Annotated in this window: 12 protein-coding genes and 1 other annotated feature (1 of these 13 only partly in view); of the genes, 2 read left to right on the top strand and 10 right to left on the bottom strand. The window is 41.1% G+C overall.

Annotation, left to right across the window (positions count from 1 at the left end):
• Positions 1-1412 precede the first annotated feature (1412 nt).
• Genes nadA through nadB form a run of 3 tightly spaced genes read right to left on the bottom strand, consistent with a single transcriptional unit; the run spans position 1413 to position 4912 of the window.
• Positions 1413-2510: a quinolinate synthase NadA gene (gene nadA / locus J7E63_RS09025; RefSeq protein WP_215011224.1), complete on the bottom strand. Its 1098-nt coding sequence runs from the start codon at positions 2508-2510 to the stop codon at positions 1413-1415.
• Position 2511: 1 nt separating this feature from the next.
• Positions 2512-3360 carry a carboxylating nicotinate-nucleotide diphosphorylase gene (gene nadC, locus J7E63_RS09020; RefSeq protein WP_168245211.1) on the bottom strand — a complete coding sequence of 283 codons (849 nt, stop codon included), beginning with the start codon at positions 3358-3360 and terminating at the stop codon, positions 2512-2514.
• On the bottom strand, positions 3329-4912 hold the full coding sequence (gene nadB / locus J7E63_RS09015) for an L-aspartate oxidase (protein WP_215011222.1): 1584 nt from the start codon (positions 4910-4912) through the stop codon (positions 3329-3331). The genes nadC and nadB overlap by 32 nt, the downstream gene beginning before the upstream one ends.
• A gap of 204 nt (positions 4913-5116) precedes the next feature.
• On the opposite strand from nadB, the gene J7E63_RS09010 reads away from it, so the two are divergent.
• Both J7E63_RS09010 and J7E63_RS09005 read left to right on the top strand, forming a co-directional pair.
• A complete protein-coding gene (locus tag J7E63_RS09010) occupies positions 5117-6268 on the top strand; it encodes an IscS subfamily cysteine desulfurase (RefSeq protein ID WP_308161928.1) in 1152 nt (383 codons plus the stop codon).
• 54 nt (positions 6269-6322) lie between these two features.
• A complete protein-coding gene (locus tag J7E63_RS09005; RefSeq protein ID WP_215011220.1) occupies positions 6323-6859 on the top strand; it encodes a transcription repressor NadR in 537 nt (178 codons plus the stop codon).
• Positions 6860-6913: 54 nt separating this feature from the next.
• On the opposite strand, the gene pheA is transcribed toward J7E63_RS09005, so the two are convergent.
• The 7 genes from pheA to rplU form a co-directional block, all read right to left on the bottom strand.
• A complete protein-coding gene (pheA, locus tag J7E63_RS09000) occupies positions 6914-7771 on the bottom strand; it encodes a prephenate dehydratase (RefSeq protein ID WP_215011218.1) in 858 nt (285 codons plus the stop codon).
• Between the two features lie 58 nt (positions 7772-7829).
• Positions 7830-8279, bottom strand: coding sequence for an ACT domain-containing protein (locus J7E63_RS08995; protein WP_215011216.1), 450 nt, complete (start codon positions 8277-8279; stop codon positions 7830-7832).
• 39 nt (positions 8280-8318) lie between these two features.
• A complete protein-coding gene (obgE, locus tag J7E63_RS08990; RefSeq protein WP_215011214.1) occupies positions 8319-9611 on the bottom strand; it encodes a GTPase ObgE in 1293 nt (430 codons plus the stop codon).
• A gap of 61 nt (positions 9612-9672) precedes the next feature.
• Positions 9673-10215, bottom strand: a complete 543-nt coding sequence (locus J7E63_RS08985) for a sporulation initiation phosphotransferase B (protein WP_215011212.1) — start codon at positions 10213-10215, stop codon at positions 9673-9675.
• Between the two features lie 210 nt (positions 10216-10425).
• Positions 10426-10719, bottom strand: a complete 294-nt coding sequence (gene rpmA / locus J7E63_RS08980) for a 50S ribosomal protein L27 (protein WP_066257887.1) — start codon at positions 10717-10719, stop codon at positions 10426-10428.
• Between the two features lie 12 nt (positions 10720-10731).
• Entirely contained in the window at positions 10732-11061 is a 330-nt protein-coding gene (locus J7E63_RS08975) for a ribosomal-processing cysteine protease Prp (protein ID WP_168245218.1), read from the bottom strand.
• 15 nt (positions 11062-11076) lie between these two features.
• Positions 11077-11385: a 50S ribosomal protein L21 gene (rplU, locus tag J7E63_RS08970; RefSeq protein WP_168245219.1), complete on the bottom strand. Its 309-nt coding sequence runs from the start codon at positions 11383-11385 to the stop codon at positions 11077-11079.
• A gap of 13 nt (positions 11386-11398) precedes the next feature.
• Positions 11399-11477 (bottom strand) — a sequence feature (ribosomal protein L21 leader region); it runs 5 nt beyond the window's last position.

The raw sequence follows: 11477 nt of genomic DNA, 5'->3' as shown, positions 1-11477 counted from the left end.
CATATCCTCCTGGCATTTGTTGGCCATAACCTTGTGGCATTTGACCATATCCTGCTGGCATTTGTTGGCCATAACCTTGTGGCATTTGACCATGGCCTGCTGGGGCCATTGAAGGGTAACCGATTGGCTGCTGTGGTGATTGCGCACCCATTACAGCACTCGGATTATACGCTGGGTTCATAACAGGTAGCTGCGGCATAAAGGATGATGATTCATCATCGAACTGCGGCGCTACAAACGATGCACCTGCAACTGACGGAGCATTTCCAGGATACCCACTTGGCTGCATTGGCATCGACAAACCACCATCTTGCATTTGTTGATGATAAGGCATTGGCATCGGCATACCACCATCTTGCATTTGTTGATAAGGCATTGGCATCGACATTCCACCATCATGCATTTGCGGGTAAGACATTGGCATCGGCATACCCCCACCTTGCATTTGCGGGTAAGGCATGAATGGGTTCGGGTTCATTTGCATCGGGAAACCAACTCCAAATGGTGGACAGAATCCTGGGCCAGGCATGACTGGCGTAACTGGTACACAATAATCTTGTTGCGGTGCCACTTCTACAGGTGCTTCCATGACTGGTGGTGGAGCATAAACAATATTCTCTTTTATTGGAGTCTCTTTTATTGGAACTTCTTTAATTGGTACTTCTTTGATTGGAACTTCTTTTTTTGGTACCTCTTTTATCTCAGGAAGTATATTGGCAGGTTTAGGCGGCTGTTGAACAGTCATATTTTGCATGTTCATCATGTAATAATTGTTGATATCTATTTCTGGGACTATTTGTAGAGGCATTTTTGGAGTATAAGGTGCTTTTGGTGCTTCTTTAATAATTGGTGCTTCCTTAATTGGAGCTTCCTTGATTGGCGCTTCTTTTATCGGTGCTTCCTTGATTGGTGCCTCTTTGATTGGAGCCTCTTTAATCGGTGCTTCTTTCGCAATTGGCGCTTCCTTAATCGGTACTTCTTTAACGGGTTTCTCTTTGACTAACGGTTGCTCAGCAAGCGGCATTTCTTTTTTTACTCCTAAGTTGATTGTAGTACCAGGTTTGGTCCCCATCGGTGCTTCTTTTTTTATCGTTCCACCTGAAGTTGGGACCTTTATTTTCATACCGGGCATAATCATATCAGGGTTGCTGAGCTGTGAATTCATCTTTTTCAGCTCTTCAAAATTCACGCCGTACTTCTTGGCAATCTTCCAAAGAGTATCCCCTTTCTGTACGATATGGATCTTCACTCTGATTTCCCCTCCTATGGCATAAGTCCATATAGTCTATGTGAAAATGGGCAAAGTGCTATCCTTCTTCACAAAAACTTATGCTATTTTTCAAAAGAATATGAATCCCCCCTAAAATATAAAAAAGATGCAATCAGGTAAATTGCATCTTTTTTAACATTTATTAAGAATTTTTTAACATCCGTTCAAGCGCTAATTTTGCATTTTCAGCAATCTCAGGACTTACTTTAATAATATTATTTGTCTCTTCTAGTGTATCTAGGCTCCAAACTAAATGCGGCAGATCGATTCGGTTCATGGTTAGACACGGACACATATGCGGATTTAACGAGATGATCTTTTTATCCGGGTGATTTTTTATTAAGCGATTGACAAGATTCATCTCCGTTCCAATCGCCCAAGCTGTTCCGGGCTCAGCACTTTCAATCGCTTTGATAATATAACTTGTGGATCCGGCCATATCCGCTAACTCCACTACCTCACGGCGGCATTCCGGATGAACGATAATTTTCATATCAGGATATTGACTGCGTGTATCGCTAACATTTTGGACAGTGAAATTCTCATGAACCGAGCAATGCCCTTTCCAAAGGATTACTTTAATTTTTGAAAAATCACCTTCGTATTCCAACACATGATTAATTGGATTCCAAATCGCCATTTCGTCTAAACCTACGCCTAAATCAGCGGCAGTATTTCTGCCTAAATGCTGATCCGGTAAAAATAATATTCTTTCCTTCATTTCAAATGCCCACTTAACCATCGTCTCTGCATTGGATGAAGTGACCGTAGCCCCGCCATTTGCTCCGACAAATGATTTAATTGCTGCGGTAGAATTGACATATGTTAATGGAAGAATCGTGTCTCCGAATATTTCCTGGAGCGTTTCCCATGCTCTTTCTGTTTGCTGGATATCCGCCATATCAGCCATCGAACAACCTGCACGCATATCAGGCAAGATCACCTTTTGCTTTTCACTTGTTAATATATCTGCTGTTTCTGCCATGAAATGTACACCACAGAAAACAATAAATTCAGCTTCTGTATTTTCAGCTGATAATTGTGCAAGTTGCAGGGAATCACCTGTCGCATCAGCAAACTGAACGACCTCGTCTTTTTGATAATGATGACCTGGTATAAACAGACGTGAACCCAGCTGTTTCTTTACCTCCATCACACGGTTTTCAAGTTCTTCTCTCGTCATTTGCTTGTATTTTTCAGGAATCATGATATTTTTTTGTAATGTAGCCAAAATATTCATTTTACTCATCTCCCTTATTCCAAAGTACTTTTACACTGATGTCGAGTGCTTTATATGAATGAGTTAAGTACCCAAGTGAGATATAATCTACACCTGTATCCCGAAAATCAGCAATATTGGCTAATTGGATTCCGCCTGAGGCTTCGGTAATAATGTTAGCCGGGACTAATTTTATTAATTCCTTAATTTCATCAGGGGTACGATTATCAAACATGATGACATCCGCCCCTGCATTTACAGCTTCAATCACCTGTGCTTCCGTCTCCGTTTCCACTTCGACCTTCACCATATGACCGGCATTTTTGCGAATCGCTTCAACCGCCTTGGTAATCGAGCCGGCAAACGAAATGTGGTTGTCTTTAATCATGACCCCATCGTATAATCCAAAACGGTGATTAAAACCGCCCCCAGTGCGAACAGCGTATTTTTCAAGCATCCGGAGTCCTGGCGTAGTTTTCCGAGTATCACAAACTTTTGTATGTCCACTATCAAGGGTGTGCACTGTTTGACGCGTTAAGGTAGCAATCCCGCTCATCCGTTGAATAAGATTAAGGATGACTCTTTCCCCTTTTAATAAATCAGCTATTTTTCCAGAGACATGTGCTAACTTGTCGCCGTATTTGATTGACTGACCATCCTTCACAAACACTTGAGTTGAAATTTCGTTATTTAACAGCTGAAATCCGGTTTTGATAATTTCTTCTCCACAAAAAACACCATCATCTTTTGAAAGAAAAACAATTTCCCCATTTGTGCTATCACCAAAGATTAGATCGGTCGTAATATCCTGTTCCCCGATATCTTCCATAAAAAATTTCTCAAGTTGCGAGCGCAGTTTCAATGTGTTCATTGGACTTCTCCATTCCCTGATTATAGTTATGAATAATTGATTTCCTTAACCAACTGTGATTTTCTTCTTTCGGATAATCACTTCTGAAGTGACCGCCCCGACTCTCTGTCCGCTTCAAAGCAGATTCTGTGATTAGATTGGCGATGATCAGCATAAAAACCTTGGTCATGTCTTGTGTTGAACAAGTATCTAAATGGATCTTTTCGGCCTTATATTGAGAAACCCAAGCTTGCTGCTTTTTCAGATTTGCTTTATTTCGGACAATTCCAACCCGTTCCATCATTAATGCTTTAATTTTTTCAATGGTTGGCAAATTTATTTTTTCTTCCTTCGTTGGATAATAAAAATAATCCTGCACGAAAACTTGTGTTTCTTTACCCGCTTCATTGATCCATTTCGACAACTGTTCCCCTTGAAATAATCCCTCTAATAAGGAATTACTAGCTAAACGATTCGCACCGTGCAATCCTGTGCAGGAGGCCTCCCCGATCGCATAAAGCCCATCAATCGAAGATCGTCCAATTAAATCGGTTTTAATTCCTCCCATTAAGAAATGACTTCCGGGTGCGACAGGGATTTTCCCATCCGCGATACGGATGCCATTGTCCTCACAAATAGATGTAATCGAAGGAAATCTTTTACTAAATTCTTCAATTTTGCTTATATCCAAATAAATTTGTTTGCCTTTTTTTATAAATTCATAGATCCGTTGCGAGACCACATGCCTCGGGCCAAGATCTTTTAAGGGGTGGACACCCTCCATAATAGGAGTACCATCCTCGGTAACTAGGGTCGCCCCTTCTCCCCTAACGGCTTCAGAAATTAACCCCTTTGTTTCACCGTTTATAGATAAAAGCGTAGGGTGAAATTGAATAAATTCCATATCAACGATATCAGCACCGGCTAAATAAGCCATCGCAATTCCATCGCCGCTGACTGTTTTAGCGTTGGAAGTGTAGGTATATAATTGTCCGCAGCCGCCTGTCGCGATAATGACATGATTGCCGTAAAACCTTTGAATCGCACCTGTTGATGTTTTGGCTTTAACACCTACACAACGTTTCTGTTCGGAATTTAGCAGTAATTCATAGGCGAAGACATTCTCTTCGACCGAGATATTTTTCTTAAGCTTGAGCTGACTGATCAGAAACTCCATGACGTTTTTGCCAGTGGCATCGCCACCGCCATGTACAATTCTCTTTTCGCTGTGTGCCCCTTCCATCCCAAGAAACAATTCCCCCGTTTGATCTTTATCAAATATATCCCCTTGGCGAGCAATGTTCTTGATCAGATCCGGTGCAGCATTAATGACTTGCTGAACAATATCTTGATTGTTGTGAAATCTTCCCGCTTCCAGCGTATCGACAATATGTTTAGAAGGATGGTCATTTGCACCCAACGCTGCAGCAATCCCACCTTGGGCCAGATACGAATTTGCCGTTCGTAATTTCCCCTTTGTGAGAATTCTCACATTCAATTCATTATTTAATTGTACAGCCAGCTGTAAAGCGGCTATTCCACTTCCAATAATTAATACATCGTCATTTGTCATTTAATAATCCTCCTGACCTAACAGGTGTCTTGACATATATATTTACATAGATTTAAACTAAAAACAAGTATTTTTATAGAAAAGTAGAAATGCACAGTGTTAAACATGGCTGTTGATTGCAGCGAAGGGCGCTTCGATCAACGTAGGCTTTAAGATAAACAATGACCTTTACCACAACCAAAAAAATTCGAGTATTGGAGATGTATGATGAAATATTTTGATTTTGCAGCGACAACTCCATTAAACCCTGAAGCAGCAGAAGTGTATTTGAAAGTTGCCACTGAATTCTTTGGCAATTCCAGCAGCCTCCATGATATCGGAGGACAATCAGGTGCCTTACTTGAAAATTGCCGCGAAGAACTGGCTAATCTAGTTGGGGTTGATAAAAATGGGATATTCTTCACTAGTGGAGGATCGGAGGGAAATTTTTTAGCAATAGAAGCCTTGTTGTCCTCCCCAAAAAAGAAAGGAAACCATATTATCGCGGGTATGGCGGAACATTCATCCGTCCATGGAGCCCTTAACAGACTAAAGGAAGCTGGCTATGACATTACATTGCTTCCGTTAAATTCAAATGGTTTGATTAATCTTGAACAACTTGTAAAGTCGATTACACCAGAAACCATACTAATGACCCTGCAGCATGTTAATTCTGAGATTGGGACGATCCAGCCAATCGCTGAAATCGCTAAAATTTGCAAGGACCACAATATTCATCTGCACAGCGATTTTGTTCAATCTTTTGGAAAAATGGATCTAAAATCAATTGCTCCGCATGTCAGCAGTTTTTCTTTTTCCGGGCATAAAATATATGGACCCAAAGGGATTGGGTGCGTCTATGTTGATCCCCGTATTAAATGGCAGTCGTTTTTTCCAGGAACCTCTCATGAAAAAGGATTCCGTCCAGGCACGGTCAATGTCCCTGCAATTGCCGCAATGACAGTTGCCGCACAGAAAATAACCGGAAGCTTGCAAGCGGATCATAATAAATATCGATTGTTGCGGAAGGCTTTTATGGATACGCTTGAGCCCATTAAGGAACATGTAAAGATTTATCAAGGTGACGAAGGTTCGCAGCTCGCTAGTATTATCGGGCTTCGGATTTCCGGAATTGAGGGCCAATGGATGATGCTGGAATGCAATCGATTAGGGTTTGCGATTTCAACGGGCAGCGCCTGTCAGATTGGCATGCAGTCCCCGGCCAAAGTAACGCAGGCACTAGGATTATCGACGGAAGAAGCAAAAGAGTTTATCCGCATCTCTTTTGGCCATTCCACTAGCTTGGAGGATGTTATTCAACTTGGGGAAAGTATCGTTAAAATCGTGAATGCATTCAAGGCAGTTTCCGTTATATAAAAAATTTAAACTATGCTAAAATAGGTAAACAGCAATAGAAATAGGAGGAATTATATGGTCGAGCAAAAAAAAATATTGGGAGAGGAAAGGAGGTCTTTAATTCTTCAACAGTTAAAAGATAGCCCTGTCCCGCTGACAGGAAGTGAACTTGCCAATCGAACCAATGTAAGCAGACAGGTGATCGTTGGGGATATCACTCTTCTTAAGGCTAAAAATGAACCCATTATTGCAACCAGCCAAGGTTATATTTATTTAAAGCAAACCTCCAGCACTTATTCCTTTGAAAGAACAATCGCATGCAGACATTTACCGGAAGACACAGAAAGGGAGCTAAATCTGCTAGTTGACCATGGTGTGTTAGTGAAAGATGTAAGAATTGAACACACGGTTTACGGAGATTTGACCGCATCGATTATGGTTTCAAATCGCCAAGAAGTTAAACAATTCTTGGAAAACATGCAAAAAACCAAAGCTTCCTTATTATCTGAGTTAACGGAAGGAATCCACCTTCATACCATTTCAGCCTCAAGCACCCAAGTCTTAGATAAAGCCGAAGCAGCCCTTAAGGCAGAAGGTTTTATGATTGAATAGCGCCTTGATAGACAGAACAATAAAAGGACCCGAAATTCTCGGGTCCTTTAGTTGTTAATCCAATTTCACCATAACGGATGGATAGCTTCCTAATAATTTAACACTACAGCCTAATGCCTCTAACTCAGCCATTGCTCCTGGTATCAATACCTTATCAAATTCCATTTCGATATCAATAATGAAAAAGTAATTGCCAATTCCAGTTTTCATCGGCCGAGATTCAATTTTTGATAAGTTTAACTTTCTCCAGGCGAACGCTGATAACACCTGATGAAGGGCTCCCGCTTGGTCGTCCTCAGGCAATGTAACCATCAGTGTCGTTTTGTAATGGGATGAACCACTCATGGCCTGGAAATCAAAATTCTCTTTTGTTAGGACTACAAACCGCGTGTGATTATAGTCAAAATCATGGATGTTCCTTTGGACAATCGCCAACCCATATTCTTTTGCCGCTAATTCATTCGCAATCGCGGCCGCTTTTAAGGCAGGCTGTTCCATTACCATTTGCGCCGCTGCTGCAGTGGAAGACACACTCTCAAACGGCACTCCTTTTAATTGATTATGTAAAAATTTATGGCACTGGGCAATCGCATGGGAGTGGCTGTATACCTTACTCACTTCACGCCAATTGTCCATATTATCAGGATGAACCATCAAATGCTGCTTAATAGGTAACGTAATTTCACCAATAATCGGAATCTGAACAACATGTGTTAAATAATCAAGAGTAATATTGACTGATCCTTCCAAAGCGTTCTCAATTGGAACGACTGCAAGATCCACTTCTTTATCATCAATGGCATCGACACTTGCAGGAATCGTCTGATAGGGCACAAGTTCAAATCCTTGAAAAACCTTTTTCACTGCTAACTCTGTGAATGTAGCCTTTGGTCCTAAATATCCAACCTTCACTATTTCCCCACTCCTTATTTTTTTAAAAAGAAAGCTGAGAGCCGGTTGTAGATTTTTCCTACACACCTGTTCCCAGCACTTCTACCTTCTCTACAAATTCGAGTTTCCTTAGTTCTTTAAGTAACTCATCTATTTCCATCGTAATGTTGGAAGTGTTTAATGAGAGAGTCACATTCGCCCTGCTTTGCAACGGAATCGTTTGGTGAAGGGTAACAATATTGCAGCCTGAATTGGCCACAACACTGAGCAATTTTGATAGCGTGCCTGAACGATCTTCTAGGTGAAAGAAAAGCGAGATAATCTTTTCCTTTTTAATGGACGAGAAAGGAAAAACAGTATCTCTATATTTATAAAAGGCACTTCTGCTTAAATCCGCTTTATTAACTGCATCTGCAATTGATTCTGCCTTACCTCTCTCAAGCATTTCCTTGACATCAAGCGTTTTTTTCATCGCTTCTGGCAACACATCTTCACGCACTAAGTAAAATTTTTTATCAGCGTTTTCCATTTTTATCACCCTACCTTGATCTCTTCAGGGTCTATCCTTCTACTCAATAAACTCGAATTCAAACTCCATTAATTTCACAATATCCCCGTCTTTTGCTCCTCTTTCCCTTAACGCTTCATCAACACCAAGACCACGAAGTTGACGTGCAAAACGGCGGACGGATTCTTCTCTTGAGAAGTCTGTCATCTTAAAGAGTTTATCTGTTTTTTCACCAGAGACGACAAATGACCCATCAGGTTCTCTCGTAATTCTAAATGCTTCCGGCTCTGCTTCGTGCTTATAAAGAACACGATGGACACCCGTTGTTTCCTCTTCTTCATGTTCAAGTGGAAATTCTGGTGTTTCCTCGATCTTATCAGCTACAGCAAACAATAGCTCACGCAGTCCTTTTCTAGTTACGGCTGAAATAGGGAAGATTGGATAATCCTCCTGCAGCTGCTCCTTAAACTTTTTCAAGTTTTCCTCAGCTTCAGGCATATCCATCTTATTAGCAACGATAACTTGTGGCCGTTCTGTCAAGCGCAGGTTATACTCTTTTAATTCCTTGTTGATTGTAAGGTAGTCCTCATAAGGGTCTCTGCCTTCCATCGCCGCCATATCAATGACATGGACAATAACCCTTGTCCGTTCAATATGACGTAAGAATTGATGGCCGAGGCCAACCCCTTCACTTGCCCCTTCAATCAAACCTGGAAGGTCTGCCATAACAAAGCTTCTGCCGTCTTCCGTTTCTACCATACCAAGATTCGGAACAATGGTAGTAAAATGGTACTCGGCGATTTTCGGTCTTGCCGATGATACAACCGATAATAGCGTCGATTTACCAACACTTGGAAAGCCAACTAATCCGACATCAGCAAGCAGCTTCAATTCAAGAATGACTTCACGTTCTTGGCCTGGTTCTCCATTTTCAGATAGCTCTGGTGCTGGATTGGCCGGAGTTGCAAATCGAGAATTTCCACGTCCGCCACGGCCGCCTCTTGCAATAATTGCCTGCTGTCCATTCTCGACTAAATCAGCAATGACTTCCTTCGTTTTTTCATCAATGACCACTGTTCCAGGCGGTACCTTAACAATCATATCCTTTGCACCTGCACCGTGCTGGTTTTTGGACATGCCATGCTCGCCGCGCGGTGCTTTAAAGTGACGCTGATAACGGAAATCCATTAATGTCCGCAAGCCTTCATTTACTTCAAAAACAACATTGGCACCTTTACCGCCATCTCCGCCAGCTGGACCGCCTTTTGGTATATATTTTTCCTTACGAAACGCAACCATACCATTTCCGCCATCTCCGGCTTTTACATAAATCTTCGTTTGATCAACAAACATCTTATTCCTCCAGTCTGCATATCGAATTAACTTTTGTCACGAAAAATATCTCAGCTTTAGCCTATTTTTTTTGAATAGGGATAAAAACTTCTACTGTGAGTTCGCTTTCTGAGAATTCCTTGACCACTACATCAAGTAGAATTTTAGGGTCTGCAAGGAATGCTTCAAGTAATTCACTTTTTATTATTATCCCGCTAAAATCAAAAAAGAAACGAACTCCCTCTGATTGCGGATCAATTGATATTGATAAATGATTTTCTTGGAAAGCTTCAATTGCCTCATTTAAACACTCAAAAAAAAGGCAAGTCCACTTTGTGATCTGTTCTTCATTAATTTGAAAGGATTCCGAATCTTGAAGAACTTCATATTCAAGCTTAAAAGAAGGATTCTCCCAATTAGCTTTTAACAGCAGTGAGGCAAATAAAGGCATTTTTAAATTCGTTAGCCGTGACTCATGCTGTGCTTCAATAATAATTTCGTCAATAACCGCTTTTGCCCGGTCGATTCGATTTAAATCCAAGTTCCCCTTAATTAACTGAAGCCTATTTAACCAATCATGTCGAGAGTGCCGGAGCACCTCAACAATATCCCATTCTTTCTCCATACGTACACTCCCACATTAAGTGTCACAACACTATTTTGCTGATAGTATATCAAAAAAATAACCCTGAGTAAGCAATTTTATGTGATGAAAGATCATTAGAGGCAAAAAGAAGCATCTACGAAGTAGTTTTCCTGAAGAATATATGGAAGGAAAAATTCGTTAGCAAAAAGAAAACTCTAACCAAACAGGTTAGAGTTTTCGCTAGTTCCCTTAAGCTTCTTGAGCTACTGGATAAACGCTCACTTTTTTGCGATCACGACCGAAACGTTCAAATTTCACAACGCCGTCAACTTTTGCAAAAAGAGTATCGTCTCCTCCACGGCCAACGTTTTCACCTGGGTAAATCTTTGTACCGCGTTGACGGTATAGGATTGAACCACCAGATACAAATTGTCCGTCTGCACGCTTAGCACCAAGACGCTTAGCGTGTGAGTCACGACCGTTCCTTGTAGAACCTACACCTTTTTTAGATGCAAACAACTGAAGATCTAATTTTAATAACATTCATTCCACCTCCTACTTTTTGAAGGTAATCTTTATGTGCTTTCCGTATTCTTCTTCAATCGTACGCAATGAAACAGTCATACCTTCTAGAAGAAGTTGTACTTTCTCATAAATGTCTTCCGAAAGATGTTCCGGTACAACACAGCGGAGAAAGCCGCCCTCATGCTCAATCTCGGGCGTGACACCTGTTAGGGCGTGCACAGCGTTGATTGCTCCAATGGATACTGCAGATACGCCTGCACAGACGATATCCTTGCCTCGATTGGCGAAAAATGCATGACCACTTATTTCGAATGATTGAATAAATCCGGACTCTGTACGATTAATCGTAATTTGAATCATCTATGATTCAACACCTTACGCGTTGATTTTTTCGATGACTACTTTAGTGTAAGGTTGACGATGACCTTGCTTCTTGTGGTAGTTTTTCTTCGCTTTGTACTTGAAAACAGTAATTTTCTTTTGACGACCTTGCTTTTCAATTTTAGCTGTAACCGTAGCGCCTGCAACAACAGGGCTTCCTACTTTTACGTTTTCACCGCCAACGAAAAGAACTTTGTCAAAAGTAACTGTTTCACCAGCTTCTGCATTAAGTTTTTCAATGTAGATAGCTTGGCCTTCTTCGACTTTCACTTGTTTACCACCAGTTTCAATAATTGCGTACATGAACTGCACCTCCTTATAAACTCAGACTCGCCATACACAGGCGCTTATAGCAAAATACTAAAGACTTACTACCTGTTCTGTGCGGTTGTAGC

Source organism: Bacillus sp. ISL-75 (assembly GCF_018613095.1).
This window is presented reverse-complemented; position numbering and strand designations above follow the sequence as displayed.

Coding starts and splice junctions, on each gene's coding strand:
- nadA (WP_215011224.1), bottom strand. CDS start 2,510: ATGAATATTTTGGCTACATTACAAAAAAATATCATGATTCCTGAAAAA.
- nadC (WP_168245211.1), bottom strand. CDS start 3,360: ATGAACACATTGAAACTGCGCTCGCAACTTGAGAAATTTTTTATGGAA.
- nadB (WP_215011222.1), bottom strand. CDS start 4,912: ATGACAAATGACGATGTATTAATTATTGGAAGTGGAATAGCCGCTTTA.
- J7E63_RS09010 (WP_308161928.1), top strand. CDS start 5,117: ATGATGAAATATTTTGATTTTGCAGCGACAACTCCATTAAACCCTGAA.
- J7E63_RS09005 (WP_215011220.1), top strand. CDS start 6,323: ATGGTCGAGCAAAAAAAAATATTGGGAGAGGAAAGGAGGTCTTTAATT.
- J7E63_RS08995 (WP_215011216.1), bottom strand. CDS start 8,279: ATGGAAAACGCTGATAAAAAATTTTACTTAGTGCGTGAAGATGTGTTG.
- obgE (WP_215011214.1), bottom strand. CDS start 9,611: ATGTTTGTTGATCAAACGAAGATTTATGTAAAAGCCGGAGATGGCGGA.
- J7E63_RS08985 (WP_215011212.1), bottom strand. CDS start 10,215: ATGGAGAAAGAATGGGATATTGTTGAGGTGCTCCGGCACTCTCGACAT.
- rpmA (WP_066257887.1), bottom strand. CDS start 10,719: ATGTTATTAAAATTAGATCTTCAGTTGTTTGCATCTAAAAAAGGTGTA.
- J7E63_RS08975 (WP_168245218.1), bottom strand. CDS start 11,061: ATGATTCAAATTACGATTAATCGTACAGAGTCCGGATTTATTCAATCA.
- rplU (WP_168245219.1), bottom strand. CDS start 11,385: ATGTACGCAATTATTGAAACTGGTGGTAAACAAGTGAAAGTCGAAGAA.